At 70.2% G+C, this 25421-nt stretch carries 24 protein-coding genes and 1 tRNA gene; 11 read left to right on the forward strand and 14 right to left on the reverse strand.

The annotated features are described in order from the left end of the window. The first annotated feature begins 21 nt into the window (after window positions 1–21). Window positions 22–1644 carry an FMN-binding glutamate synthase family protein gene (locus DX914_RS04130; RefSeq protein ID WP_115857776.1) on the forward strand — a complete coding sequence of 541 codons (1623 nt, stop codon included), beginning with the start codon at window positions 22–24 and terminating at the stop codon, window positions 1642–1644. 226 nt (window positions 1645–1870) lie between these two features. Here DX914_RS04130 and arsC read toward each other — a convergent pair whose 3' ends face one another. From arsC to DX914_RS04145, 3 genes are all read right to left on the reverse strand, one after another. Next, complete coding sequence (gene arsC, locus DX914_RS04135; protein WP_115857777.1) at window positions 1871–2221, reverse strand: arsenate reductase (glutaredoxin); 351 nt, start codon at window positions 2219–2221, stop codon at window positions 1871–1873. 80 nt (window positions 2222–2301) lie between these two features. Continuing rightward, window positions 2302–2376 (reverse strand) — tRNA-Val (locus DX914_RS04140). Window positions 2377–2449: 73 nt separating this feature from the next. Further along, window positions 2450–3304: a tetratricopeptide repeat protein gene (locus DX914_RS04145; protein WP_115857778.1), complete on the reverse strand. Its 855-nt coding sequence runs from the start codon at window positions 3302–3304 to the stop codon at window positions 2450–2452. Between the two features lie 156 nt (window positions 3305–3460). Here DX914_RS04145 and DX914_RS04150 point away from each other — a divergent pair, with 156 nt between their 5' ends. Next, window positions 3461–3886, forward strand: coding sequence for a phasin family protein (locus DX914_RS04150; RefSeq protein WP_115857779.1), 426 nt, complete (start codon window positions 3461–3463; stop codon window positions 3884–3886). A gap of 65 nt (window positions 3887–3951) precedes the next feature. Here the strand turns inward: DX914_RS04150 and DX914_RS04155 are convergent, their stop codons facing one another. From DX914_RS04155 to DX914_RS04165, 3 genes are all read right to left on the reverse strand, one after another. Continuing rightward, window positions 3952–4149 carry a hypothetical protein gene (locus DX914_RS04155; RefSeq protein ID WP_115857780.1) on the reverse strand — a complete coding sequence of 66 codons (198 nt, stop codon included), beginning with the start codon at window positions 4147–4149 and terminating at the stop codon, window positions 3952–3954. A 638-nt stretch (window positions 4150–4787) separates the two neighbouring features. Continuing rightward, a complete protein-coding gene (locus DX914_RS04160) occupies window positions 4788–5414 on the reverse strand; it encodes a TetR/AcrR family transcriptional regulator (protein WP_115857781.1) in 627 nt (208 codons plus the stop codon). 54 nt (window positions 5415–5468) lie between these two features. Next, on the reverse strand, window positions 5469–5726 hold the full coding sequence (locus DX914_RS04165) for an acyl-CoA-binding protein (RefSeq protein WP_115857782.1): 258 nt from the start codon (window positions 5724–5726) through the stop codon (window positions 5469–5471). A gap of 162 nt (window positions 5727–5888) precedes the next feature. On the opposite strand from DX914_RS04165, the gene DX914_RS04170 reads away from it, so the two are divergent. Beyond that, window positions 5889–7877: an SDR family oxidoreductase gene (locus DX914_RS04170; RefSeq protein ID WP_115857783.1), complete on the forward strand. Its 1989-nt coding sequence runs from the start codon at window positions 5889–5891 to the stop codon at window positions 7875–7877. Between the two features lie 123 nt (window positions 7878–8000). On the opposite strand, the gene DX914_RS04175 is transcribed toward DX914_RS04170, so the two are convergent. From DX914_RS04175 to DX914_RS04185, 3 genes are all read right to left on the reverse strand, one after another. Then, on the reverse strand, window positions 8001–8951 hold the full coding sequence (locus DX914_RS04175) for a restriction endonuclease (RefSeq protein WP_115857784.1): 951 nt from the start codon (window positions 8949–8951) through the stop codon (window positions 8001–8003). Window positions 8952–9218: 267 nt separating this feature from the next. After that, window positions 9219–9821 (reverse strand): phasin family protein, encoded by a 603-nt coding sequence (locus DX914_RS04180; protein WP_115857785.1) that lies wholly within the window; start codon window positions 9819–9821, stop codon window positions 9219–9221. Window positions 9822–9999: 178 nt separating this feature from the next. Next, window positions 10000–11247 (reverse strand): patatin-like phospholipase family protein, encoded by a 1248-nt coding sequence (locus tag DX914_RS04185; RefSeq protein WP_115857786.1) that lies wholly within the window; start codon window positions 11245–11247, stop codon window positions 10000–10002. Window positions 11248–11365: 118 nt separating this feature from the next. Here DX914_RS04185 and DX914_RS04190 point away from each other — a divergent pair, with 118 nt between their 5' ends. Beyond that, a complete protein-coding gene (locus tag DX914_RS04190) occupies window positions 11366–12088 on the forward strand; it encodes a DUF8198 family protein (protein WP_115857787.1) in 723 nt (240 codons plus the stop codon). A 214-nt stretch (window positions 12089–12302) separates the two neighbouring features. Here DX914_RS04190 and DX914_RS04195 read toward each other — a convergent pair whose 3' ends face one another. Next, complete coding sequence (locus tag DX914_RS04195; protein ID WP_115857788.1) at window positions 12303–12578, reverse strand: polyhydroxyalkanoic acid system family protein; 276 nt, start codon at window positions 12576–12578, stop codon at window positions 12303–12305. 107 nt (window positions 12579–12685) lie between these two features. On the opposite strand from DX914_RS04195, the gene DX914_RS04200 reads away from it, so the two are divergent. Next, a complete protein-coding gene (locus DX914_RS04200) occupies window positions 12686–13486 on the forward strand; it encodes an FHA domain-containing protein (RefSeq protein WP_115857789.1) in 801 nt (266 codons plus the stop codon). On the opposite strand, the gene msrQ is transcribed toward DX914_RS04200, so the two are convergent. Both msrQ and msrP read right to left on the reverse strand, forming a co-directional pair. Then, window positions 13455–14123, reverse strand: coding sequence for a protein-methionine-sulfoxide reductase heme-binding subunit MsrQ (msrQ, locus tag DX914_RS04205; protein ID WP_115857790.1), 669 nt, complete (start codon window positions 14121–14123; stop codon window positions 13455–13457). The two genes, DX914_RS04200 and msrQ, sit on opposite strands and share 32 nt — an antisense overlap. 4 nt (window positions 14124–14127) lie before the next feature. Beyond that, window positions 14128–15096, reverse strand: coding sequence for a protein-methionine-sulfoxide reductase catalytic subunit MsrP (gene msrP / locus DX914_RS04210; protein WP_115857791.1), 969 nt, complete (start codon window positions 15094–15096; stop codon window positions 14128–14130). Between the two features lie 166 nt (window positions 15097–15262). On the opposite strand from msrP, the gene serC reads away from it, so the two are divergent. From serC to DX914_RS04235, 5 genes are all read left to right on the forward strand, one after another. After that, window positions 15263–16348, forward strand: a complete 1086-nt coding sequence (serC, locus tag DX914_RS04215) for a 3-phosphoserine/phosphohydroxythreonine transaminase (RefSeq protein WP_115857792.1) — start codon at window positions 15263–15265, stop codon at window positions 16346–16348. A gap of 205 nt (window positions 16349–16553) precedes the next feature. Continuing rightward, window positions 16554–17759: a prephenate dehydratase gene (gene pheA, locus DX914_RS04220; protein WP_115857793.1), complete on the forward strand. Its 1206-nt coding sequence runs from the start codon at window positions 16554–16556 to the stop codon at window positions 17757–17759. Beyond that, a complete protein-coding gene (gene hisC / locus DX914_RS04225; RefSeq protein ID WP_115857794.1) occupies window positions 17756–18913 on the forward strand; it encodes a histidinol-phosphate transaminase in 1158 nt (385 codons plus the stop codon). The genes pheA and hisC overlap by 4 nt, the downstream gene beginning before the upstream one ends. Further along, window positions 18910–20226 (forward strand): 3-phosphoshikimate 1-carboxyvinyltransferase, encoded by a 1317-nt coding sequence (aroA, locus tag DX914_RS04230; protein WP_115857795.1) that lies wholly within the window; start codon window positions 18910–18912, stop codon window positions 20224–20226. Before hisC ends, aroA begins: the two co-directional genes overlap by 4 nt. Before the next feature lie 226 nt (window positions 20227–20452). Continuing rightward, on the forward strand, window positions 20453–21889 hold the full coding sequence (locus DX914_RS04235; RefSeq protein ID WP_115857796.1) for an O-antigen ligase family protein: 1437 nt from the start codon (window positions 20453–20455) through the stop codon (window positions 21887–21889). Window positions 21890–21967: 78 nt separating this feature from the next. Here DX914_RS04235 and DX914_RS04240 read toward each other — a convergent pair whose 3' ends face one another. Next, a complete protein-coding gene (locus DX914_RS04240) occupies window positions 21968–22558 on the reverse strand; it encodes an energy transducer TonB (protein WP_115857797.1) in 591 nt (196 codons plus the stop codon). A 101-nt stretch (window positions 22559–22659) separates the two neighbouring features. Next, entirely contained in the window at window positions 22660–23316 is a 657-nt protein-coding gene (locus tag DX914_RS04245; RefSeq protein ID WP_115857798.1) for an energy transducer TonB, read from the reverse strand. 166 nt (window positions 23317–23482) lie between these two features. Between DX914_RS04245 and serS the strand changes: the two genes are divergently transcribed. After that, the gene (gene serS, locus DX914_RS04250) at window positions 23483–24775 is read left to right on the forward strand and encodes a serine--tRNA ligase (RefSeq protein ID WP_115857799.1); all 1293 of its coding nucleotides are present in this window, start codon (window positions 23483–23485) and stop codon (window positions 24773–24775) included. Window positions 24776–25421 lie beyond the last annotated feature (646 nt).

The raw sequence follows: 25421 nt of genomic DNA on the forward strand, positions 1-25421 counted from the left end.
CCGCGAATTCCCAGCCCGCCGATGCGTTACGCCGTCTACGTCGCCAGCCTGATCCTGTTCCTCGCCGCCCTGGTGGCGTCGCTGTGGTTGAGCCCGGATTGGTGGTGGGCGGTGGCCGTGTGCGGCGCGGTCGCCGCGCTGGGCACCTGGGACCTGCTGCAGACCCGCAGCACCTTGCGCCGCAACTATCCGGTGCTCGCGCATTTCCGCTACGGCCTGGAGTCGATCGGGCCGGAGATGCGCCAGTACTTCATCGAGGCCGATACCGCCGAGGTGCCGTACTCGCGCCAGCAGCGCGCCCTGGTCTACCAGCGCGCCAAGTCGGTCAACGACGTGCGCCCGTTCGGCACCCAGCAGGACGTGTACGGCCACGACTACGAATGGATCAACCATTCGCTGGCGCCCACACCGCACATCGATCACGACTTCCGCATCGTGATCGGCGCGCAGTCGGCGCAGCCGTATTCGGCCAGCGTGTTCAACATCTCGGCGATGAGCTTCGGCTCGCTGTCGGCCAACGCGATCCGCGCCTTGAACAAGGGCGCGCAGTTGGGCCGCTTCTACCACGACACCGGCGAGGGCTCGATCTCGCCCTACCACCGCGAGCACGGCGGCGATCTGGTGTGGGAACTGGGCTCGGGCTATTTCGGCTGCCGCGACGAGCAGGGTCTGTTCGACGAAGCGCGCTTCGCCGCGGCCGCGGCCGATCCGCAAGTGAAGATGATCGAGGTCAAGCTGTCGCAGGGCGCCAAGCCCGGCCACGGCGGCGTGCTGCCGGCGGCCAAGGTCAGCGCCGAGATCTCGGCCACGCGCGGCGTGCCGATGGGCTTCGACTGCGTGTCGCCGGCCAGCCACAGCGCCTTCGACACCCCGCGCGGGTTGCTGGAGTTCGTGGCCCGGCTGCGCGAGCGTTCCGGCGGCAAGCCCTGCGGCTTCAAGCTGGCCGTCGGCCATCCCTGGGAATGGTTCGGCATCGCCAAGGCCATGCACGAGACCGGGCTGCTGCCGGACTTCATCGTCGTCGACGGCGCCGAGGGCGGCACCGGCGCGGCGCCGGCGGAGTTCATCGACCACGTCGGCGTGCCCATGCACGAGGCGCTGATGCTGGTGCACAACACCCTGGTCGGGCTGAACCTGCGCGACCGCATCCGCATCGGCGCGGCCGGGCGCATCGTCAGCGCCTTCGACATCGCGCGCACCCTGGCGATGGGCGCGGACTGGTGCAACGCCGCGCGCGGCTACATGTTCGCGCTGGGCTGCATCCAGGCGCAGAGCTGCCATACCGACCGTTGCCCGACCGGCGTGGCCACCCAGGACCCCAAGCGCTGGCGCCGGCTGGACGTTCCGGACAAGGCCACGCGCGTGTTCCACTTCCACGACAACACGCTCAAGGCGCTGCGCGATCTGCTGTGCGCGGCGGGGCTGTCGCATCCGGAGCAGTTGGGGCCGGAGCATATCCTGCGCCGGGTCTCGGCCACCGAGGTGCGCTCGCTGGGCGCGCTGTACAACTTCCTGGAGCCGGGCGAACTGGTCGGCCGCATCCCGTCGCATGCGGTGTTCCAGCGCTATTGGGCCAGCGCGCGCAGCGACAGCTTCGCCGCGCCGGAGCAGGTGGCGTCGTTGCGCGCGAGCAAGTCGCTGTAGCCACGCTGCTTTGGGGTAGGAGCGGCGCAAGCCGCGGCCCTGAAGTGCGCACGGCCGCGTAATCCCATTGGGCTGGGATTTCCGGCGACGGCTTATGTCGTCACTGACGAGATGTTCGACTGACCGCGCGATGCGCCGCGACTGGATCGCCCGCACGTCCTCGGGCTTGCGCCGCCGTTCGTGTTTCAGGGTCGCGGCTTGCGCCGCTCCTACAGGGGGCGGTCGACTACAACAACTCCAGCACGCGCTCCGGCGGGCGGCCGACCACGGCGCGGTCGCCGTGGATGAAGATCGGGCGTTCGATCAGGCGTGGGTGCGCGGCCATCGCGGCGATCAGCGCGGCTTCGTCCAGGGCGGGATCGTCCAGGCCGAGCTGCGCGTACTCGGGCTCGCCGCTGCGCAGCAGGGCGCGTGCGGGCAGGTCCAGCAGGCGCAGCAGCGCGCGCAGTTCGGCCGCGTCGGGCGGGGTGTCCAGGTAGCTCACCAGCTCCGGCTCCAGGCCGCGTTCGCGCAGCAGTTCCAGCGCCCCGCGCGACTTGGAGCAGCCGGGGTTGTGGTACAGGCGGGCGACGGCCACGGCGGGGCTCCTGGCGATGCGGGCCCGCGGCGCGGGGGCCGGAAAGACGAAGGCCGGCTTGCGCCGGCCTTGTCCGTAAATGGTGGGCGGTACAAGTTTCGAACTTGTGACCCCTGCCGTGTGAAAGCAGTGCTCTACCGCTGAGCTAACCGCCCAATTACTTGGGCCGCAGATTGTAGGGGGCCGCCGCGAACTAGGCAAGCCCACCCGTTCATGCGGCCGCGGGGTTTATTCCAGCTGTTCGCGCGCGTAGGCCGCGTCCAGCGCTTCCATCGCGTCGGCGGGCTTGAGCTTGGCGGCCTTTTCGTAGGCCGCGGCGGCCGCGTCCTCCTGCTTGTCGCCGTGCAGCAGCATCAGCACGTTGCCCTGTTCGATGTGGGCGATGGGCGAGTCGGGGGTGAGCTTGAGCGCGGTCTTGATGTGCTTCTCGGCCTCGGCGGCCTTGGCGCCGTAGGTCAGGCCGCCGATCATCGAGCCGACCTTGCCGATGATCTCGGCGTGGTACAGCGCCATCGCCGTGTGCGCTTCGGCGTGCTTGGGCGACAGTTCCAGGGCGGCGTCCAGCGCGGCGCGGACCTTGCCTGCGATGCCGGCCTTGAGCGCCTTGGCGATGCTCAGGCCCTGGCTGTAGCGGCCCAGGGCGAAGGCGTGGCGGTAGTGGCTGTTGACGTCCTCGGGCAGCGCCTTGACCGCGGCTTCGGCGAGCTTGGCGGCCTGCTCGTAGCGCTTGAGCTTTTCCTCGTCGTCGTCGACCAGGTAGGTGGCGTGGATGCCCAGCGCCTTGACCGCGACCGAGGCGCCGACCGGGCCCAGCGCCTGGCCGGCATCGAAGGCGGCCTTGAAATCGCCGCGGTGGAAGGCGCGCCAGGCGTCCTGCAGCGCGGTCGCGAGGGCGTCGGCGTCCAGGCCCTTGGGCGCGGCCTTGCCGGCGGCGGCGATCAGCGCCGCGGCGCGCTTGGCGTCCGGGTAGGGTTCGGTGTCGCCGGCGTGCAGCTTGGGCCAGGCTTTCTTGAGGGCGTCGCCGGCATAGGCGTAGCCCTTGGCGTCGTGCGGAAAAGCGGCCCAGGCGGATTTCGCGGCCATCTGCTGTCCTAGTCGAAGGTCGGGAGCGCAGCATCCCGCCGCGGGCGGTGTCCTGGCAAGAGGCGCGCATGCGCGCGGCTAGTGTGATTGCTCGATCCGGCCGGGCCAGGATGCGCTCAAGAAACCGGCCGTCCGGTCGGTCAGCGGAGCACCCCCATGGCAACCGTCAAACGCAAATCCCGTCCGGCCAAGGAAACCACGCTGCGCCACCTGTGGCTAGCCGGCCTGGGCCTGGTCGCGATCGCCCGTCGCGAAGGTTTCAACGCCGCCGGTCGCGCGGTCGAACGCGCCGACCGCCTGCAGCGTCGCGCCACCCGTTTCGTCGCGCAGGCGCGCCAGAGAACGCGCGCGCAGCTGGACGGCGTGCGCGGTCAGGTCGAGCCGCAGGTGCTGAAGTTCAGCGCCCAGGTCGAGCGCCGCCTGGCGCCGGTGCTGGACAAGCTGGGCCTGTCGCCGAAGCCGCAGCGCGCCGCTCGCAAGGGCAAGGGCAAGACCCAGGCGCGCAAGGCCGCCAAGCCGGCGGCGCCGGCGCGCCGCGGCGTGCGCAAGCCGGCCGCCCGGCGCGGTGCGCGCAAGGCCTGAGGCCTGCGCCACTACGGTGGAAACGAAGGGCGCCCACGGGCGCCCTTCGCGTTTGCGCGACCGGCTCAGGGGATGGGGCAGCCGTAGCTCTGCAGGCAGCGGTAATAGGCCAGTTCGCAGGCGGTTTCGTCGCCGCCGCCATTCAGGCACTGGTGGTAGCGGGTGGCGCAGTTATTGGGGCGGCATACGGCCCAGGCGGTGCTGGAGCAGGCCAGCAGGGCGATGGCGACGAACAGGACGCGCTTGCGGCGGAATACGTTCATGACACTCCTCTCCTTGAAGTGATCGCGGGGTGGGCCCCCGCAAGGATCAGACTAGGGCGGGCAGGCACGTGAATTCGCGCGCGGCTGCGCGGTTTGCGTTGTTGCGCTACGGCAATGGGGCAGCGAGGGGAATCGTGGCTCACGCCGCTTGCGCGGCCGTGCGGATTTCAGGGTCGCGGCTCACGCCGCTCCTACCCCAAAGCGCAGGTTTGATGAGGCTTGCGCGGCCATGCGGTTTCAGGGTCGCGGCTTGCGCCGCTCCTACAGAAGGCGGGTGTCGTGCGGCTCTTGGGTAGGAGCGGCGTGAGCCGCGACCGGGTCCCGAGCGCGAACGCAGCTTGCGCGGCCGTGCGGATTTCAGGGTCGCGGCTCACGCCGCTCCTACCCCAAAGCGCAGGTTTAAAGAGGCTTGCACGGCCGTGTGGTTTCAGGGTCGCGGCTTGCGCCGCTCCTATAGAAGGCGGGCGTCGCGCGGCTTTGGGGTAGGAGCGGCGTGAGCCGCGACCGCGCCAGAGGGCGGCGAGCGTTAGCTTCGAAGGGGCATCGCGGCTGCGCGGACGACGGCAACCGGATCCGCGCCGGAGGCCCAGGGTTCGCGGTCGCGGCTTACGCCGCTCCTACTCCAAGGCATCGCCGGCTCAGTCGAGGTAGGCGCGGATCAGGGTGTTGAGGTGGACGCGTTCGGCGTCGCGCAGGAACGGGGCCAGCAGCATCATCACCTGGACGATGCCGTCGCGGATCGCGGCGTGCTCGTCCTTGTCGCCGCGGGCGGCGGCGTAGTTGAGCCAGAAGGTGGCGATCACCAGCACGTTGGTGGCGGTGGCGGCCAGTTCGTCGCTGGAGGCGCGCATGACCCCGGCCTGGGACAGGCCGCGCATGACGGTGTGGGCCTGCTCGTCGGCGCGCTTGAGGATGCGGGCGAAGCGCAAGCGCAAGCGGCGGTTGCGGCTGAGGATCTCGACCAGGTCGCGGTACAGGAAGCGGTAGTCCCAGATGCACTCGAACACCAGGTGCAACTGCAGCCAGATGTCCTCCAGCCCGGGCAGGCGGCCCTGCGGCGCGGCCAGGGCGCTGTCCATGCGCTCCTCGAAGCGCGCGAACAGCTGCTCGATGATGTCGTCCTTGTTGCGGAAGTGGTAATACAGATTGCCCGGGCTGATCTCCAGCTCGTCGGCGATATGGTTGGTGGTGACGTTGGGCTCGCCCTGGGCGTTGAACATGGTCAACGCCGCGTCGAGGATGCGCTGGCGGGTCTGTTTCGCCACGGGATCAACCCGCCCTGCAACGTCGCGCCGCCGGTCGGCGCTCCCGGCGCGGCATCAGCCGCGCAGCTTCTTCACGAGGTCGACGTACTTCTTCATCGCCTCGTCCTGGCCGGTGCCCGTGAGCTTGGCCCAGGCCTCGTACTTGGCGGTGCCGACGAAGTCGAAGAAGCCCGGCTTGGGGCCGCTGACGTCGCCTTCGGCGCCCTGCTTGTACAGCGCGTACAGGCGCAGCAGGGTGTCGTTGTCGGGGCGCTCGGACAGCGACTGCACATCCTTTGCGGCTTGCTCGAAACTGGACTTCAGATCGGACATGGCGTGCCCCTCCCGGCGGCCAAGGTGGATGCGGCATTACCGCATGCGTGGCCGGGGTGGTCAATACGGAAGGGAATTGTTCGCCGGCCCGGGCTCTGGCAAGTTAGGCGCATGTGGGTACCTGCCGCCGCCGCGCGGCCGAATGGGGTCAAGGAGAGGGGCATGAGTTATTTCGTTACCGGCGCGACCGGGTTCATCGGCCGGTTTCTGGTCAGCAACCTGCTCAAGCGCAAGGGCACGATCTATGTGCTGGTGCGCAAGGATTCGCAGAAGAAGTTCGAAGCCACGGCCAAGAAGATGGGCTGGGACATGAAGCGGGTGGTGCCGGTCAACGGCGATATGACCGCGGCCAAGTGCGGTCTGAGCGCCGCCCAGATCCGCAATCTGAGCGGCAAGGTCAGGCACTTCTTCCATCTGGCGGCGATCTACGACCTCACCGCCAGCGCCCAGGCCCAGCGCGCGGCCAACATCGACGGCACCCAGCACGCGCTGGACCTGGCCGCCGCGCTCAACGTGGGCTGCTTCCACCACACCAGCTCGATCGCCGCCGCCGGCCTGTACCCGGGCGTGTTCCGCGAGGACATGTTCGACGAAGCCGAGGGCCTGGACGATCCCTACCTGCGCACCAAGCACGACTCCGAGGGCCTGGTGCGCGCGGAGAAGCGGGTCAAGTGGCGCATCTACCGCCCCGGCATGGTGGTGGGCCACTCGCAGACCGGCGAGATGGACAAGATCGACGGCCCGTACTACTTCTTCACCTTCCTCAAGAAGCTGCGCGAAATGCTGCCGCCGTGGATGCCGATGCTGGGCATCGAGGGCGGGCGCATCAACATCATCCCGGTCGACTACGTGGTCGACGCGATGGACCACATCGCGCACAAGCCCAAGCTCGACGGCCACTGCTTCCACCTGACCGACCCCGAACCGCAGCGGGTGGGCGAGGTGCTCAACACCTTCGCCCGCGCCGGCCACACGCCGGAAATGACCATGCGCATCGACGCGCGCATGTTCGCCTTCGTGCCCAGCGGCATCCGCGGCGCGGTCGGCAACCTGCCGCCCGTCAAGCGCTTCGTCGGCATGCTGCTGCGCGACTTCAAGATCCCCAAGGAAGTGATGAAGTTCATCACCTATCCGACCCGCTTCGACAACCGCGAGACCGAACGCGCGCTGCGCGGCAGCGGGATCAAGGTGCCGAACCTGGACAGCTACGCCTGGCGCCTGTGGGATTACTGGGAACGCCACCTGGACCCGGACCTGTTCGTCGACCGCACCCTCAAGGGCAAGGTCCGCAACAAGGTGGTGGTGATCACCGGCGGCTCCTCGGGCATCGGCCTGGCGACGGCGGAGAAGGTGGCCGCGGCCGGCGCGATCACGGTGATCGTGGCGCGCGGCGAGGAGGAGCTGTACAAGGCGCGCGACGCGATGAAGGCCGCCGGCGGCAAGGTTTTCGCCTATACCGCGGACCTGGCCGACATGGCCGACTGCGACCGCCTGGTCAAGCAGATCCTGGACGAGCACGGCCACGTCGACATCCTGGTCAACAACGCCGGCCGTTCGATCCGCCGCTCGATCGAACTCAGCTACGACCGCTTCCACGATTTCGAGCGCACCATGCAGCTCAACTACTTCGGCAGCCTGCGTCTGATCATGGGCTTCATGCCGAAGATGACCGAGCGCCGCAAGGGCCACATCATCAACATCTCCTCGATCGGCGTGCTGGCCAATTCGCCGCGCTTCTCGGCCTACGTGGCCAGCAAGGCGGCGCTGGACGCGTTCAGCCGCTGCGCCCAGGGCGAGCTGTCGGGCAAGGGCATCAGCTTCACCACGATCAACATGCCGCTGGTGAAGACGCCGATGATCGCGCCGACCAAGATGTACGACAGCGTGCCCACGCTGACCCCGGACGAGGCCGCCGACCTGGTGGTCAAGGGCATCATCGAGCGGCCCAGCCGCATCGCCACCCGTCTGGGCATCTTCGCCTCGGTCATCAACGCGCTCGCGCCCAAGGCCTACGAAGTGGTGATGAGCACGGCCTTCGAGCTGTTCCCGGACTCGGCCGCGGCCAAGGGCGACCGCAAGGGTCTGAAGGACGAGCATGCCAGCAACGAACAGATCGCGTTCGCGGCGCTGATGCGCGGCGTGCATTGGTAAAGGTGGGGTAGCTCACCCATCCCTCCAACAGTTCCCCCCTTTGAAAAAGGGGGGCACAGCAAAGGGGGCTTTGTATGGGCGGGCTCAGTAAGGCGGCTAGGCGCGGACTACGCGCCTAAGCGCTCAATACGTCTTGCATTGCAAGAACCGCACGCGCTGGGTGCTGCCCGGCGGCGGTTGCAGTTGCAGGCGCGAGGAGCGCAGGAAGGCATAGCGCTCGAGGATGCCGCAGATCTGCTGCACGTCGGTGCTGGATTCGTCCAGGCGGTAGACCACCAGGGTCGAGGACGTGGACCACAGCGCGCGCTCCACGCCGGGCAGCGAGGACACCATGCGGATCACCTCGCCGCGCTCGTACTGCTCGCGGTTGGGGTCGGCCGGAGCGGCGGCGCTGAGCGCCGGCTCGGCGGCCACGGGCGCCGCGGGCGCAGGTTCGGGCGCGGCAGTCACCGGCGCCACAGGCGCGACGGGCGCCTGCGCGGGCTTGGGCAGCAGCAGGAACACCGCGGCGCCGACCACCACCGCGGCGGCCCAGCCGAACACGGTCTCGCGCACGACCTGCTTGCGCGCAGCGGCGCTGAGGTCGTCGCGCAGCGATGGCGGCAGCAACGGGCGCACCAGCGACCACAGCGCCGGGCCGTCGTAGAGCTCCAGTTCCACGCCGCGCACTTCCGACGCGGCGATGCGGCCGGGCGTGGCCAGCACGCCGCCGCTGGCGCCGGCGAAGCGAACCGCGTTGGCGAACTCGGCCACCACCGCCGCGCCGACCAGGTAGTTGGCATGGCCCTGCTTGCAGGCCAGCAGCCAGGGGTGGCCGTCGCGCTGCAGGCGCAGTTCCTCGGACTGGGTGCCGCGTTCCAGGGTCTGCTCCACCGATTCGGCCTCGAAGCCGCGCGGCTGCAGGGCCTCGATCACCAGCCGCGAAAACTCGCGCCAGCGCATGTTGGCCAGCGCCTCGATGCCGGCGCGGGTCTCGGCGCGGCGCCGCCGGTGCAGCCACAGATAAGCGCTGATCGCGCCTCCCAGCAGCAGGGCGACGATCAGAGCGGTCAGCAGCGACACGACTGGGGACATGCAGGCCTCAGGCCGGATGTGGGGCGCAAAATATACGCCACCCGGCACCCTTCGCCGCGGCCATGGTTCACGGTCCGGGGTGTGCTAGGCGCTGCGGCCGTGGTCCGGCGCCGGTTATCAGCCCAACGCGACGGCGCGCGGGCGGCGGACAAAGAAAGCCCGCCAGTCCGGAACCGTAAGGGGAGGGGAGCATACGGGCAGACGGACTGGCGGGCTTGGAGCGGCGCGCCGGACCGGCCGGCGCGCGGTATTGCGGTACCGCTGAACTTACGGCGCGACCGGCGGCTTGGGCTTGGCGACGGCCTTGCGCGGCGCCTTGGCGGCGGCCTTCTTCAGCGCCGGCTGCTTGGCCACCTTCTTGGCGGCGGTGACCTTCTGCGCCTTGGCGGCGGCGGGCTTGGCGGCCGCCTTGGCAGCGGGCTTGCCGCCCTGACGGCGCAGCTCGGCGGTCAGCGCATCCACGCGCTGGCTCAGTCCGGCCAGGTCGTCGCGGCCGGGCACGCCCAGCTTGACCAGGGCGCGCTGCACGCGCTCTTCGAACACCTTTTCCAGGCGATCCCAGGTGTCGGCGGCGCGTTCGCGCGCGTGGCCGACCTTGGACTCGACCGCATCGCGCAGGGCGTCGGCCTGGCCGCCGGTGAACTTGCGCGCGGTCTGCTCCAGGCTCAGGCCTTCCTTGACCAGGCCTTCGAACAGCTTGGTGCCCTCGGCCTGGGCGCGGCTGAAGGCGCCGACGCCGGCCAGCCAGATCTGCTGCGCCGATTCGCTCAGGGTCTTGGACAGGCGCTCGGCCTGTTCCTGGGCGCTGGCGCTGGCCGTGGTCTTGCTGGCGGAAGCGGTCTTCTTCGCGTTCTTCTTGAACTTGGCCATGAGCTGCCCTCCGAGCGGGCGTAGATTCGATGTCACCGCACGATGGCGGTGGTGTCTAGAGCTTTCACACCATTGGACGGCACGCGCCGCCAAGGCCGATGGAAATCAGCGAAGCCCGAGCGGCGCCAGCGCTTTCATCCATTCCCAGCGAACCCATCCAAGCCCGCGCACAGCGCAGTTACTTGGCCTTGGCCCGGCTGCGCCGGCGCTCGACCAGATGGTCCACGTCGTCCAGTGCGCGGCGCAGGCGTGCCGTGGTCTCGGTGTCGCGCGGTGGCGCGCCGATGCCGTCGAGGATGGAGCGGTCGGTCTGGGCCAGCACCTCGTCGCGCAAGCGGATGCCGTGCGCGGCCAGCACCGGACGCAGGGCGTCGGCGCGCTGGCGCAGGTCGGCCAGGGTGTTGCGGTAGGCGATCTCGCAGATGCGCCGGCGCGAGGAGAAGCTGAAGGCGTTGGTGAAGAACAGCTCGCCGTCGTCCGGATTGGGCTCGAACACCAACTGGTCGATGTTCGGGTACTGCTGGGCATAGCGCGCCAGGCCCACCTGCATGCGCGACTGCAGCAGGGTGCGGAAGGTCTGCGACAGCACCGCCGGCAGGCCGCCGGCGGCCAGGCTGCGGTCCTCGTCCACGCTGGCATCGCGGTTGTGGCTGAAGGGCACCAGCGGATTGATGCCGATCAGCAGGTCGATGCCCTGTTCCAGCACCAGCGAGGCGTGCATGGTGCGGCGCAGGGCGCCGTCGACGAAATGGCGGCCGCGGATCTGCACCGGCGGGTACAGGCCGGGCAGGGCGGCGCTGGCCTGCACCGCCTGGGAGATCGGGATGTCGTTCCAGTCGTCGCCGCCGAAGCGCACCGCGTCGCCGCTGTCGATGTCCACCGCGACCACGTACAGGCGCGCGTCCAGCTCGCGGAAATCGTTGCTGCGGCCGCGGCGGGTGAACACGTTGCGCAGGAAGCGCTCGACCTCGCCGTTGTCGAACAGGCCGTTGGGGATCAGGCCGCCGAAACGGGTGACCAGGTCCGACCAGCGCGCCTCGCGCGGCGAGAACAGCAGCTCGCGCCACCATTCCGCGGCCAGGCGCGGGAAGCTGGCGGCGCGCTTCATGTATTCGAAGAAGGCCGGGCGCATGAACGCCTCGGGGCGGAACTGGACGTCGTCGCTGTCGCCGGTGATGAAGATCCGGCACATCTGCGTGGTGTCCATGCGGTTGGCCAGTCCGGCGGCGAGGAAGGCGCCGCTGCTGACGCCGACGTAGCAGTCCAGCCGGGTCAGGTCCAAGCCTTCCAGGGCCTCGTCCAGCGCGCGCAGCGCGCCCAACTCGTACATGCCGCCGATCGGACCGCCACCGGCGATGGCCAGGCCGATTTTCGCCGGGGTGCCGGTGGTGCGCGCCCGTTGCCGGGCGGAGTGGAGTGACAGCATGGGGTGAGCGGCGACCGTGCGGAGGAGTATCCGTCCGAGTGTAGCCGACCGCGCCGGCCGCGCCAGACCCCGCCGCCGGCGGTTGCGGGGCGCAGCCGCGGCCGCGATCATGCAGGCGATGGCCAGGACGAACGATCTCTCCGCGCGCCTGGGCGGCCTGCTGGCGCGCCATCAGGCCCTGACCGACCCGCGCCGGGAGCCGCGCAACCGATTGCGCTGGCTGACCGAGCTGCGCAGCTGGCAGGCGCGCCGGCTGGAGGCCAGCTTCGACCGCTTCCTGCGCGACCCGCAGCGGCGGCCGGCGGCGCAGTTCTTCCTCAGCGACGTCTACAACGATCACGACTTCAGCCGCCGCGACGCCGACATCGCGCGGGTGCTGCCGATGATGCAGCGCCTGCTGCCGGCGGCGCTGCTGGCCACGGTGGCCGATGCGATCGAGCTGGGCCTGCTGACCCATGCCTTCGACCTGCGCATGGCCCAGGCGCTGCAGCGCCTGGCGCCGCGGCGCAAGCGCCTGGACGCGGCCTTGTACGCGCAGGCCTACCGCGACTGCGGCCTGCCGCGGCTGCGCGCGCACCAGATCGACCTGATCGCGCGCGTGGGCCTGGGGCTGGGGCGGGCGGTGCGGCTGCCGGGCATCTCCACCTTGCTCAAGCTCTCGCGCGGGCCGGCCAAGGCGGCCGGGCTGTCGGAACTGCAGGGCTTTTTGGAGCGCGGCTTCGCCGCGTTCGGGCAACTGGGCGACGTGCGCGAGTTCATCGCCGAGATCGAGGCCGACGAGCGCGAGGTGGCGCGGCGGCTGTTCGCGGGGGAGGCGCGGCCGTTTGCGGGGATGGAATAGGGACGGTCCGGACCGTCCCATCGCGCTGAAGCCACTGGTTCCCGCCTGCGCGGGAATGTCGGCGAAAGCAGCGGTGGTCACGGGTAGCGCGCGAATCTCCACCCGTCATTCCCGCGAACGCGGGAATCCAGTCGGCCGGCGTGGCTACGTGTCGGAATCGGGGTTCCCGCCTGCGCGGGAACGGCGGACCCCAGGCCCGCGGGCGCGTTCCGCCTTACTTGAAACGCTCGTCCAGCACCCGGCGGATCTCGCTTTCGATCGGGCCCTTGAGCGCGCCCAGCAGGAAGCCCAGGCTGGCGGTCACGCGCAACTGCTTGGGGCCCAGGGCGATCTTGCCGTCCACGCCGCTGCGGGCGAAGTTGAGGATGTCGCCGTTCCAGTCGTACTCGATGCCGAAGCGCTCGGCCAGTTTTTCGGCGACTTCCTCGACCGCCTTGCGCGCCTTGGCGTGGGTCAGCGAATGGTCGTGGCGGATATCGATGTTCGACATTGCGGTGGTTCCTCCCAGGTCGCGGCTATTGTGCGGCCGGGGCTGCGCGCATCCAAGCCCGGCGCGCACGATGCGCGCACTCCGACAACCTGCTAGATTGCCGCGGCGTGGAAGCCTTAAGACTGCGATACCCCAACCGTGAACATGCCGACCTGGCGTTGAGCCCGGGCGTGCATGCGATCGGCCGCGACGCCAGCGGACGCGCGGCGCTGGTCCGCGACGGCAACGACGCGGTGGCGCAAGTCTGCGTCGACCGCCGCGGGGTCTGGCTGCAGGTGCGCGAAGGCGTGCGCGGCCTGCACGTCAACGGCCGCCCGGTGCGGCGCATGGCCATGCTGCGCGCCGGCGACACCATCTTCCTCGACGGCGTGGAGCTGTTGCTGCTGGCCGGCGAACCGCTGCAGGCGCCGGTGGACTACGGCTTCGGCGAGGCCGCCGAAAGCCGCATGGTGGTGCGCGGCGTCGCCGGTCCGCATCACGGCCGCTGCTACACCCTGGACCGGCCGCGCACCATCGGCCGCGCCTCCGAATGCGACATCCGCATCGACGATGCCTCGTTCGCGCCGCGCCACGCGCGCCTGGAGGCCCATGCCGACGGCGTGGTCCTGCGCGACATGGGCTCGGTCGAAGGCAGCCTGGTCAACGGCCGGCCGGTGCGCAACGCCCTGCTGCAGCCCGGCGACCAGCTGGTGCTGGAATCGCAGCACCGCTTCGTGATCGAGGCGCCCAGCCGCCGCGGCGCGGCCGAGCCCGCGCCCGCACCGCACCTGGCCGAGTTCGAGGCCGAGGAACGCGCGCGCCCGGCGCCGGCCTTGCCGTCCTCGGTGCGGCGCATGCCCTGGCTGTTGCTGGCGGCGGCTTTGCTGGCGGCCGCGCTCAGCCTGCTGCTGCTGTACGGCGCGCGCTGAGCGCGCGCAGCCGCTTCCACAGCCGCCAGCCCAGCAGCGCGGCCAGGATCGCGGCGTACAGCGCCGGTTCGCGCACGTCCGATTTCACCAGCCACCAGAAGTGCAGCACCGCCAGCACCGCGATGGCGTAGATCAGGCGGTGCAGGCGACCCCATAGCCGGCCCAGGCGCCGCATCATGCCCTGGGTGGAGGTCAGCGCCAGCGGCACCAGCAGCAGCCAGGCGGCGAAGCCGACGGTGATGTAGGGGCGCTTGGCGATCTCTTCGAAAATCTGGGTCCAGTAGCCGCGCAGGTCCAGCACCAGGTAGGCGGCCAGGTGCAGGCTGGCGTAGGCGAAGGCGTACAGGCCGAGCATGCGGCGGAAGCGCAGCAGCACCGGTTGACCGCTGAGCTGGCGCAGCGGCGTGATCGCCAGGGTCAGCAGCAACAGGCGCAGCGCCCACAGGCCCAGGCGGTGCTCGATTTCGGCCACCGGGTCCGCGCCCAGGCCGCCGCTGCCGGTGAGGTATTCGGCGCGGATCTGCCAAGCCAGGATCGCGGCCGGGGTCAATGCGAGCAGGTGGACCAGGGTCTTGGCCGCGATCAGCGCCGGCGAGGCGCGGCGGCGTGGAGTGGGGGTCGGCTTGGCGGAACTCATGCGCTCAGAACCACCGCTTCAAATCCATGCCGGCGTACATCGACGCGACCTGGTCGGCGTAGCCGTTGTACAGGCGCGTGGGGATGCGTTCGGCGAACAGCTTGCTGGCGGTGCCGGCGATGCGGCGCTCGGTCTTCTGGGTCCAGCGCGGGTGGTCGACGTTGGGGTTCACGTTGGAGAAGAATCCGTACTCGCTGGCCTGGGCGTCGTTCCAACTGGTGAACGGCATGCGCTCGACGAAGGTGATGGCGACGATGGACTTGATGCTCTTGAAGCCGTACTTCCACGGCACCACCAGGCGCAGCGGCGCACCGTTCTGCTGCGGCAGCGGCTTGCCGTACAGGCCGGTGGCCAGCAGGGTCAGCGGATTCATGGCCTCGTCGATGCGCAGGCCCTCGCGGTAGGGCCAGTCCAGAGCGGGGTAGGCCAGGCCCGGCATCTGCTTGGGGTCGGACAGGGTGGTGAAGGCCACGTACTTGGCCTTGGAGGTGGGCTCGAAACGCTTGAGCACGTCGCCCAGCGGCACGCCCAACCAGGGGATCACCATCGACCAGCCTTCCACGCAGCGCAGGCGGTAGATGCGCTCCTGCGGGGTCAGGCCCTTGATCAGGTCTTCCAGCGCGAGTTTGCCGGGTTTGGCGCAGGCGCCGCCCACGGCCACGGTCCAGGGTTTGACCCGCAGCAGCTTGGGCGCGCGGCCGGGGTCGGCCTTGCCGGTGCCGTACTCGTAGTAGTTGTTGTAGCTGGTGACGTCCTCGTACCGGGTCAGGGTCTCGCTGGTGCGGAAACCCGAGGCGGCCTGGGCGGGGGTGATCGCGGTCTTGGGCGCGGGCGGCGGATCGGCGTCGGCGCAGCCGGCCAGGCCCAGCGCCGGCAGCGCGGCGAACGCGGCCAGCAGGCGCCGGCGTTCGCGGTAGACCGCCTCGTCGGTGATTTCGCGGGCGGGGACGGCTAGGGCATCGCGCAAGGACATCGGGGTACGGCTCCTGCGGGGCGGCCGGAACGGCCGCGGCGGCAATGATGGGTGTACCACCATAGAGGTCGCGACAGGGACAAAAGTTGCGCGGGAAACGAAGGCCCGCGGAAGTGTTGCAGTGCGGCATACTGGGGGTTCACCCCCTCAGCCTACGGAGCACCCGATGTCCCGCGCGTACAACTTCAGTGCCGGCCCCGCGACCCTGCCCGAAACCGTGCTGCAGCAGGCCCAGGCCGAGCTGCTGGATTGGCACGGCGTGGGTGCGTCGATCGTCGAGCTCAGCCACCGCGGGCCGGAATTCCTGCAGGTGGCCCAGGAGGCCGAAGCCGACCTGCGCACGCTGATGTCGATCCCGCAGGACTACGCGGTGCTGTTCCTGCAGGGCGGCGCCACCACCCAGCAGGCGCTGATCGCGCTGAACTTCGCCGCGCCGGGCCAGACCGTGGACTACGCCGTCACCGGCCACTGGGGCAAGACCGCGCTCAAGCAGGTCAAGCCCTACGTGGACGCCAAGGTGGCCGCCAACGGCGAGGCCGGCGGCTTCCGCGATATTCCGGCCTACGGGCAATGGCAGCTGTCCAAGGACGCCGCCTACGTCCACTACACCGCCAACGAGACCATCCACGGCGTCGAGTTCCGCGACATCCCCGACACCGGCGACGTGCCGCTGGTGGGCGACTTCAGCTCCAGCATCGTCTCCGAGCCGCTGGACGTGTCCAAGTTCGGCATCCTCTACGCCGGCGCGCAGAAGAACCTGGGCCCGGTGGGCGTGAGCGTGGTGATCGTGCGCCGCGACCTGCTCGAGCGCGCCGGCCAGCCGCGCGCCGAAATCCTGGACTACCGCGCCCACGTCAAGGGCGAGTCCATGCTCAACACCCCGCCGACCTGGAACTGGTACCTGGCCGGCCTGGTGTTCAAGTGGATGATCGCGCAGGGCGGCGTGAGCGAGTTCGCCCAGCGCAACGCGCGCAAGTCGGCGCTGCTGTACCGGACCATCGACGAGTCCGGCGGCTTCTACCGCAACGAGGTCGCCGCCGGCGCGCGTTCGCGCATGAACGTGCCGTTCTTCCTCAAGGACGAGGCGCTGGACAAGCCCTTCCTGAAGGAGGCCGAGGCTGCGGGCCTGATCTCGCTCAAGGGCCACCGCGCCCTGGGCGGCATGCGCGCGTCGATCTATAACGCGATGCCGGAGGAAGGCGTGCAGGCGCTGGCCGACTTCATGCGCGATTTCCAGAACAGGAACGGGTGAGCGCCCGCGCTTAGCCGATGCCCTATCGGCATCGGCTGCGGGCGCGAACGCCCGGCCATGGAGGGCCGGGCCGGGCGATCCGAAGCGCTCGAACGTCGCGCCAGGGACGGCAATACGCCAGTAGACGCAGCCCCGTTGTTGCCTCTCCGTCAACCGATTCGGTTCGCAGCTGGAACACGCGCAGCGCGAACTCACGAGACCCACGATGGCCACCAAACCCACCAAGCCGCGGTCCGGCGCGGCCAAGCCCGCCAAATCCAAGGCTGCCGCCGCGCAACCGGCTAAGGCCGCCAAGGGCAAGGCGGCAGCCGCCGCCGCCGCGCCCGAGACTCCCGCGCTGGACCTGCCGACCCTGCGCACGCGCATCGACGGCATCGACCAGCACATCCAGCAGCTGATCGCCGAGCGCGCCCAGTACGCCAACCAGGTCGGCAAGGCCAAGGGCAAGCTGGCCGCGGCGGTGGACTATTACCGGCCCGAGCGCGAAGCCCAGGTGCTGCGCCGGGTGGTGGACCGCAACGACGGCCCGCTGCAGGACGAGGTGCTGGTGCGGCTGTTCCGCGAAATCATGTCCGCCTGCCTGGCCCAGCAGGAGCCGCTGAAGATCGGCTTCCTCGGCCCGGAGGGCACGCATTCGCAGCAGGCGGTGTTCAAGCACTTCGGCCATTCCATCCACGGCCTGCCGCTGGGCAGCATCGAAGAGGTGTTCCAGGAAGTCGAAGCCGGCAACGCCGACTTCGGCGTGGTGCCGGTGGAGAACTCCACCCAGGGCACGATCCAGTCCACCCTGGACATGTTCCTGACCTCCAAGCTGAAGATCTGCGGCGAAGTCGAGCTGCGCATCCACCAGCACCTGCTCTCGCGCAGCGGCCGCATCGAGGACATCGAGCGCGTGTACTCGCACCCGCAGTCCTTCGCCCAGTGCAAGGCCTGGCTGCGCGAGTACCTGCCCAAGGCCGAGAAGATCGCCGTAGCCAGCAACGCCGAGGCCGCGCGCCGCGCGCGCAACGCCGACGACGCCGCGGCGATCGCCGGTGCCAGCGCCGGCAACGTCTACGGTCTTAAGAACGTGGCCGGCCCGATCGAGGACCGCCCCGACAACACCACCCGCTTCCTGGTGATCGGGCGCGAGCTGTTCACGCCTTCGGGCAACGACCGCACCTCGCTGCTGATCTTCATCAAGGACCAGCCCGGCGCGCTGTACAACGTGCTGTCGCCGTTCGCCAAGCGCGGTCTGAGCATGAACCGCATCGAATCGCGCCCCGGCCACACCGGCCGCTGGCAGTACGCGTTCTTCGTCGACATCGGCGGCCACGTGCTCGAAGACGCCATGCGCGAAGCGCTGGCCGAGCTGGACGAGCTGGCGCACGAAGTGAAGGTGCTGGGCTCCTACCCGGTGGCGATCGCATGAGCCAGGCGGCCGCGCAGGCTTCGGTGCCCGCCTACGACGAGGCCTGGTTCGCCGCGCGCGCGCAGGCGGGCGTGCAGGGGCTCAAGGCTTACGATCCGGGCCACGACCTGGTCGCGCTGCGCCGGCGCTTCGGTGAAGCCAACCTGGTCGAGCTGGGTTCCAACGAGAATCCCTACGGCCCGTCGCCGGCCGCGCGCCAGGCCGTGCTGGACTCGCTGCAGGCCTTGCATCGCTATCCCGATCCGCTGGGCGCCGACCTCAAGCGCGCGCTCGCACGCACGCACGGCGTGGACACATCGCAGATCCTGCTCGGCAACGGCTCGCACGAGCTGCTGATGCTGTTGGGCCAGGTCTTCGCCGGCCCCGGCGACGAGGTGGTGTTCTCGCGCTACGGCTTCGCCGTGTTCGCCCTGGCCACCCAGGCCGCGGGCGCGCAGATGCGCATCGTCGAGGCGCTGCCGCGCGAGGCGGCCATGCCTTGCGGCCACGACCTGGATGCGATCGCCGCCGCGGTGGGGCCGCGCACCAAGCTGGTCTATGTGGCCAACCCCAACAATCCCACCGGTACCTGGTTCGGGCGCGAGGCGCTGACCGCTTTCCTGGACAAGCTTCCGCCCCACGTCATCGTGGTCATGGACGAGGCGTATGCGGAAATGGCCGATGCACCGGACTACGAAAGCGCGCTGAACGTGTTGCAGCGCTACGCCAACGTCGCCGTCACCCGCACCTTCAGCAAGGCCTACGGCCTGGCCGGCCTGCGCGTGGGCTACCTGATCGCGCGGCCGGGGCTGGTGGCGGTGATGGAGCGTTTGCGCGAGAGCTTCAACGTCAACGGCCCGGCGCTGGCCGCCTGCGAGGCCGCGCTGGGCGACGGCGAACACCTGGCGGACTCGTGTGCGCGTAACGCCGAACAGCGTGCGGCGCTGAGCGCGGCCCTGGCCGAGCGCGGGCTGCGCGTGTTCCCGTCGCAGACCAATTTCGTCCTGGTCGAGTTCGGCGCCGACACCGCCCGCATCGAGACCGCCCTGGTCGCGCGCGGCGTGGTGCTGCGGCCCATGGGCGGCTACGGCCTGGGCGACTGCCTGCGCATCACCGTAGGCGACGCCGACGAGAACCGGCGCTTGCTGGCGGCGCTGGACGCGGTGCGCGCATGAGCGCGCGCCAGGACTGGATCGCCGGCAGCGGCGCGCCGCTGCGCGGCCGCGTGCGCGTGCCGGGCGACAAATCGGTTTCGCACCGCGCGGTGATGCTGGGCGCGCTGGCGCAGGGCGTCACCCGCGTCACCGGCTTCCTGGAAGGCGAGGACACCCGCGCCACCGCGCGCGTGTTCCAGCAATTGGGCGTGCGTATCGACACGCCCAGCGTCAGCGAACGCATCGTCCACGGCGTGGGTCTGCATGGCTTGCGCGCGAGCGCGGCGGCGCTGGACTGCGGCAATGCCGGCACCGGCATGCGCCTGCTCGCCGGTGCGTTGGCGGGGCAGGGCTTCGATTCGGTCCTGATCGGCGACGAGTCGCTGTCCAGGCGGCCGATGCGGCGCGTGACCGAACCGCTGGCGGCGATGGGCGCGCGCATCGACAGCATGGAGGGCGGCCTGCCGCCGCTGCGCATCCACGGCAGCCGCGCTTTGCAGGGCATCGAATACACGCTGCCGGTAGCCAGCGCGCAGGTGAAGTCGGCGCTGCTGCTGGCCGGCCTGTACGCGCAGGGCGAGACCGTGGTGCGCGAGCCGCACCCCACCCGCGACTACACCGAGCGCATGCTGGCCGCGTTTGGCTGGCCGATCGACTATGCGCCCGGCTATGCGCGCCTGAGCGGCGGCCATACGCTGCGCGCCACCGAGGTCGCGGTGCCGGCGGATTTCTCCTCGGCCGCGTTCTTCCTGGTCGCCGCCAGCGTGATCCCCGGTTCCGACCTGACCCTGGAGGCGGTGGGCATGAACCCGCGCCGCACCGGCTTGCTGCAGGCGCTGCGGCTGATGGGCGCCGACATCGACGAGACCGAAGCGCGCGAGCAGGGCGGCGAACCGGTCGCCGATCTGCGCGTGCGCCATGCGCCGCTGCGCGGCATCGCCGTGCCCGAGGCGCTGGTACCGGACATGATCGACGAGTTCCCGGCGCTGTTCGTGGCCGCGGCCTGCGCGCAGGGCACGACCACGGTCAGCGGCGCGGCGGAGTTGCGGGTGAAGGAATCCGACCGTATCGCCACCATGGCACAGGGTTTGCGCGCGCTGGGCGCGACCATCGACGAACGCCCCGACGGCGCCGCGATCCTAGGCGGTGCGGCGCTGCACGGCGGTACCGCGGACAGCCACGGCGACCATCGCATCGCCATGAGCCTGGCGGTGGCGGCGCAGCTGGCCGACGGGGATGTGCACATTACTGATGTATCAAATGTGGCCACGTCGTTCCCCGGCTTCGATGCGCTGGCGCGCGACGCCGGTCTCGCCTTGCGCATGGCGCAGTAGACAGCGGGACATCACCGGAATTCGCTAAACTGCGGCCACTGATCGCAACGCACTCCGGTGTGCGCGAACAGGGAGGTACAGGCCGTCGCGATCGCCCCCGCGGCGCGGCGGCCGCACGTATTCGCGCCATGCCCGGCGCGATGGCGAGAGGAACCGACGCGATGCCGATCCCCCGATACTGCGGACCTGTTCCGCGTGCTGGCGCCGCTTGCGATGGAGTCCGTGCATGAGCGGACCCGCCGCTGCAGCGCCGCCGTCCGCGCAAGCCGCAACGTCCTTGCCCGCATGGATGCGCCGCACCGCGATCGCAGCGCTGGCCTATACGGCGTTCTTCGCCTTCGCCGACTTCGATCTGTACCTGCGCCCGGAACTCGGCGCGGGCCTGCTGCTGTTGTTGATGTGCATGGCCGGCGCGCGCCCCTGGCGCGAGCTGCGGCGGCAGCCGGCGGTTTGGGCGCTGGCCGCGCTGATCGTCTATGCGATCGCGCAATCCTTGTATGCGGGCCTGCGGGTCATGCCTGCGCTGCCGTTGTCCGAGCACCTGACCGATACCGCCAAACTGGTGCGGCTGGCGGTGTTCACCGCGGTGGTCGGCTGGTGGCTGTCGGTGTTGCCGCGCACCCTGCCGATGCTGTTGGCGCTGATGGGCCTGGGGCTGGCGGCCTCGATCCTGACCTACCTGCCGTGGACGCAGCTGCCCGCGCTGTGGAGCGGTGCGCTGCGGCCCGAATTCGGCGTGACCGAAAACCTCACCGGCCTGCTCGCCGCGGTGGGCGGCTGGATCGCCTTGTGGCTGGCGATGACCGCCTGGAGCGCGCGCCAGGCGGGCGCGCTGCGTCTGACCCTGGCGGCGCTGGCCTACGCGGTGTGCTTCTGCGTGCTGCTGTTCTCGCAATCGCGCGGCGCCTGGCTGGCCTTCGCCTTGGTCGTGCCGGCGGCGGTGCTGGCCTATGCCTGGAATCACCGCCGTGCGGGGCCGTTGCCGTGGCTGCCGGTGCTGGCGGCCGCGTCGCTTTCGGTCCTGTTGCTGTGGTCCGCGCGCGATCTGGTCGCGTCGCGCTTCGCCGGTTCGCAAACCCTGGCGGCCGAAGCGCAACAGGCGGCGGTGCAGGGCAGCGTGGCGATCGCGCCGTCGGCGCCGGCCGCGGCATCGGCGGGCGCCGAAGCGACGACAGCTCCGTCCGACGCCGCGCAGGCGCAGCAGACCCAGGTCAACAACAAGGCCGTCGGCGTGCGCATGGCGCTGTATCGGCTGGGCGTGGAGCAGTGGCTGCAACGGCCGTTGCTGGGCTGGGGCCTGCGCAGCACGCCCGAGCTGATCGCCCAGAGCCGTCGCGACATGGCCGGACAGCACCACGTGCATCTGCACAACACCTATCTGGACGCGCTGGTCGGCTTGGGCGCGGTCGGCGTGGCCCTGCTGGCGCTGGCGCTGCTGGCGCTGCTGCGCGAACCCTGGCGCGCCTGGCGCCAAGGCCGGATGCCGGTGCCGGCGTTCTGGGCCTTGGCGGGCTGCGTGGGCCTGGTGCTGATCACCAACAACTTCGATTCGCTGCTGTGGCGTTTCGAATACGGCCGTGCGCCGCTGGAGTTCCTGTTCGGCCTGTGCCTGGCCTACGGACTGATCCGCCGCCGCGCCGCGGTCGGGCGCGACGGCGCCTGAGTCGTGCATCGCTCCGGCCGCGCCGATGCGCGGCCGGAGCCCGCTTCCCCTGATCCTGCTGCGCGTTCGTCGGGGCGCTTAGGCCTGCGGCTGGAACGTGATCGGCACTTCCACCACCGCCGGCACCGGCTTGCCGTTGCGGGTGGCCGGAGTAAAGCGCCACTTGCGCACCGCGTCCTGCGCGGCGCGGTCCAGATCGCGCGAGGCGCTGCGGCGGGCGAAATCGACCTCGCCGGGCACGCCGTCGCTGCCCACGTTCACGCGCAGCACCACTTCGCCGCCTTCGCCGCGACGCAGCGCGGTGGCCGGGTACTCGGGTTCGGGGCTGCGGCCGGCGATGCGCTCGGGCACCGTCTCGCGCGGCGTGGCCGCGATCGGCTTGTCGGTCTTGGGCTTGGACGCCTCGGCGGCCGGCTTGCGCGCCCCGGTGCGGTCGCCGCGCTCGGCGGGGGCCGGCGTATCGGTGGACTCGGCCGGCACCGGCGTCATGGCGGCATCGGGCGACACCACCACCGGCGCCGGCGCACGCTGGCTCAGCAGGTACCAGATCAACAGGATTGCGGCCAGCAACAGCAGCAGCCACAGACCGGTACGGTTGCGCGCGGGCGCGGCGGCGCCCGCGTCGGTCGGCGGGTTCGTTTGGCGGTTTTCCAGCGTGTTGTCCGTCATGTGTCCCTCCTCGTTCGCCCCGGCGGGGGCCGGGTCGATCCGAGCTTCCTCACGCCGGTGTTAGCGGGCGGTGGAGGCGAGGGGGCGGACGCGATCTTCGTTCAGCGATTGGCATCGAACGTGATGGGGACCATCACGGTACCCGGCACCGGCTGGCCGTTGGCCAGGGCCGGGCGGAAGCGCCAGCGCCGCACCGCGTCCTGGGCCGCGCGGTCCAGGGTGCGCGAGCCGCTGCTGGTGGCCACGGCCACCCCGCTGGGCACGCCATCGGGACCGATCTGCACGCGCACGGTGACCGTGCCGCTCTCGCCGCGGCGCAGCGCCTGCGGCGGATAACGCGGCGAGGGGTTCTGGCCCGCGATCGGGCTGGGGTCGGACGTGGCGGTCGCGGCCGGGGCCGCGTCCTGCGGGCGCGACGGCACCGCGGCATCGGCCGGCGGCGGGGGCGGCGCGGTTTCGACCAGGCGCGGCTGCTCGCCGCTGGCGGCGGGCGCGGCCGCCTGCGGCGTACCTACGCCGCTGCCCTCGTCGCCGGACATCGGCGCCGGCAGCGGCGCGTAGTCCGGGCCGGCCGCGGTCGGCGGCGCGATGTCGTTGGCGCGGTAGAAGTCGTACTCGCGGCTGCGCGACCACACCAGCAGGAACAGCGCCAGGCCCAGCGCGAACGCGCCGAGCACCCACCACAGGGCTTTGCGCTGCGGCCGCCACGCGGCCAGGTCGAAGGCGGGACGGGTGGGCGCGGGGACAGGCTTGGACATGCGGTATCCGGCAGAGGCGGGCAGGGCGGGGCTCCCGCATTCTGCCTTCATCCGGGTTAATCCGTCGGCAACCGGTCGCGATTTCCGCCCCCGGTTTGAGTCCGACCATGGCCCAGGGCGCGCCGGACACGCGATAATCGCGCTCCGCTTCCCCACCGGTTCCGTCATGCTCGATCCCGTCCTGCTGCGTCAGCACCTGTCCGATACCGCCGCGCGCCTGCGCCAGACCCGCGGCTATGAGCTCGACGTGGCGGCGCTGGAGTCGCTGGAAAGCGAGCGCAAGCAGATTCAGACCCGGACCCAGGAGCTGCAGAACCTGCGCAACACGCGTTCCAAGGCGATCGGCCAGGCCAAGGCCAAGGGCGAGGACACCAGCGCGCTGATGGCCGAGGTCGCCAGCTTCGGCGACGAACTCAAGGCCAGCGAAGTCCGCCTGGACGAGATCCGCGCCAAGCTCGACACGCTGACCGCCGGCATCCCCAACCTGCCGCACGCATCGGTGCCGCAGGGCAGCGACGAGAGCGGCAACGCCGAACAGCACCGCTGGGGCACGCCGCGCAGCTTCGATTTCGCGGTCAAGGACCATGTCGAACTGGGTGCGCGCAAGGGCTGGCTGGACGGCGACACCGCGGCCAAGCTCTCGGGTGCGCGCTTCACCGTGCTGCGCGGCTCGCTGGCGCGGCTGCACCGCGCGCTGGCGCAGTTCATGCTGGACCTGCACGTGGACCAGCACGGTTACCAGGAAGCCAATGTTCCGCTGCTGGTCAACGCCGATTCCATGCGCGGCACCGGCCAGCTGCCCAAGTTCGAGGACGATCTGTTCGCCACCGTGGTCGGCGAGGGCGAGGCGGCCAGCAAGCGCTATCTGATCCCGACGTCGGAAGTGCCGCTGACCAACATCGTGCGCGACGAGATCGTCGAGGCCGATGCGTTGCCGCTGCGCATGGCGGCGCATTCGATGTGCTTCCGCGCCGAGGCCGGCAGCCACGGCCGCGATACCCGCGGCATGATCCGCCAGCACCAGTTCGAGAAGGTCGAGCTGGTGACCATCGCCTCGCCGGAGCACAGCTACGACGAGCACGAGCGCATGACCCGCTGCGCGGAAGTGGTGCTGGAGAAGCTGGGCCTGCCTTACCGCCGCATGCTGCTGTGCACGGGCGATATGGGCTTCTCGGCGGCCAAGACCTACGACCTGGAAGTGTGGCTGCCCAGTCAGGACACCTACCGCGAGATTTCCTCGTGCTCCAACTGCGAAGACTTCCAGGCACGGCGCATGCAGGCGCGCTGGCGCAATCCGGCCAACGGCAAGCCCGAGCCGGTGCACACGCTCAACGGCTCCGGTGTGGCCGTGGGCCGGGCGCTGATCGCGGTGATGGAGAACTATCAGAACGCCGATGGCTCGATCGAGGTGCCCGAGGCGCTGCGGCCGTACATGGGCGGGGTCGAGCGGATCGACTGAGCCGGCGCGCGTTTCCTATCGGACGCGATTCTTCGCTTTGGGGTAGGAGCGGCGTAAGCCGCGACCGCGAATCCACAACCACGACGAACGCCGCGCCTGCCCCTGTAGGAGCTGCGCAAGCTGCGACCGCGAACCCACAGTTACGACCAAGCCCTCGGTCGGCGTGCTGTCTGCTCTGACGCTTTGGGGTAGGAGCGGCGTGAGCCGCGATCCGCTCCGAACTCGCGAAGGTGTATGGGTGTGTTGGTTGAAGCAACAGCAACAGCTTCCGTCCGCAAGCGGCCGGGTCACTTTCTTTTGATAAGCGTCAAAAGAAAGTAACCAAAGAAAAACGCTGTCCTTGGACAGAGCTCCCCTGCGAGAGCGCAGCGCGCGCCGGGATTTTCCGATCGGGCCTCCTGCCCGAACGGAAAACGGCGCACGTCCTGTGCGCCGCCCTCCGGGTCTCCTATTTGCGTGGCGAGTTCGGTGCCCGATCATGAGCATTCGCGCTTTGCGCTCATCCCCTCACCCTAGCCCTCTCCCGCAGGCGGGAGAGGGGACAGATCCGACGCCGCTTTGCTTTAGCCCCTCTCCCGCTTACGGGGTGAAGGGCAGCGCTTGCGAGCCATTGGCTCGCGCTGCACTGAACGCCCGACCGCTATGC

This window comes from Lysobacter silvisoli, from assembly GCF_003382365.1.
GTDB lineage: Bacteria > Pseudomonadota > Gammaproteobacteria > Xanthomonadales > Xanthomonadaceae > Lysobacter > Lysobacter silvisoli.

Coding starts and splice junctions, on each gene's coding strand:
- DX914_RS04130 (WP_115857776.1), top strand. CDS start 22: ATGCGTTACGCCGTCTACGTCGCCAGCCTGATCCTGTTCCTCGCCGCC.
- DX914_RS04145 (WP_115857778.1), bottom strand. CDS start 3,304: ATGGCCGCGAAATCCGCCTGGGCCGCTTTTCCGCACGACGCCAAGGGC.
- DX914_RS04150 (WP_115857779.1), top strand. CDS start 3,461: ATGGCAACCGTCAAACGCAAATCCCGTCCGGCCAAGGAAACCACGCTG.
- DX914_RS04155 (WP_115857780.1), bottom strand. CDS start 4,149: ATGAACGTATTCCGCCGCAAGCGCGTCCTGTTCGTCGCCATCGCCCTG.
- DX914_RS04165 (WP_115857782.1), bottom strand. CDS start 5,726: ATGTCCGATCTGAAGTCCAGTTTCGAGCAAGCCGCAAAGGATGTGCAG.
- DX914_RS04170 (WP_115857783.1), top strand. CDS start 5,889: ATGAGTTATTTCGTTACCGGCGCGACCGGGTTCATCGGCCGGTTTCTG.
- DX914_RS04175 (WP_115857784.1), bottom strand. CDS start 8,951: ATGTCCCCAGTCGTGTCGCTGCTGACCGCTCTGATCGTCGCCCTGCTG.
- DX914_RS04180 (WP_115857785.1), bottom strand. CDS start 9,821: ATGGCCAAGTTCAAGAAGAACGCGAAGAAGACCGCTTCCGCCAGCAAG.
- DX914_RS04185 (WP_115857786.1), bottom strand. CDS start 11,247: ATGCTGTCACTCCACTCCGCCCGGCAACGGGCGCGCACCACCGGCACC.
- DX914_RS04190 (WP_115857787.1), top strand. CDS start 11,366: ATGGCCAGGACGAACGATCTCTCCGCGCGCCTGGGCGGCCTGCTGGCG.
- DX914_RS04195 (WP_115857788.1), bottom strand. CDS start 12,578: ATGTCGAACATCGATATCCGCCACGACCATTCGCTGACCCACGCCAAG.
- msrQ (WP_115857790.1), bottom strand. CDS start 14,123: ATGAGTTCCGCCAAGCCGACCCCCACTCCACGCCGCCGCGCCTCGCCG.
- msrP (WP_115857791.1), bottom strand. CDS start 15,096: ATGTCCTTGCGCGATGCCCTAGCCGTCCCCGCCCGCGAAATCACCGAC.
- serC (WP_115857792.1), top strand. CDS start 15,263: ATGTCCCGCGCGTACAACTTCAGTGCCGGCCCCGCGACCCTGCCCGAA.
- pheA (WP_115857793.1), top strand. CDS start 16,554: ATGGCCACCAAACCCACCAAGCCGCGGTCCGGCGCGGCCAAGCCCGCC.
- hisC (WP_115857794.1), top strand. CDS start 17,756: ATGAGCCAGGCGGCCGCGCAGGCTTCGGTGCCCGCCTACGACGAGGCC.
- aroA (WP_115857795.1), top strand. CDS start 18,910: ATGAGCGCGCGCCAGGACTGGATCGCCGGCAGCGGCGCGCCGCTGCGC.
- DX914_RS04235 (WP_115857796.1), top strand. CDS start 20,453: ATGAGCGGACCCGCCGCTGCAGCGCCGCCGTCCGCGCAAGCCGCAACG.
- DX914_RS04240 (WP_115857797.1), bottom strand. CDS start 22,558: ATGACGGACAACACGCTGGAAAACCGCCAAACGAACCCGCCGACCGAC.
- DX914_RS04245 (WP_115857798.1), bottom strand. CDS start 23,316: ATGTCCAAGCCTGTCCCCGCGCCCACCCGTCCCGCCTTCGACCTGGCC.
- serS (WP_115857799.1), top strand. CDS start 23,483: ATGCTCGATCCCGTCCTGCTGCGTCAGCACCTGTCCGATACCGCCGCG.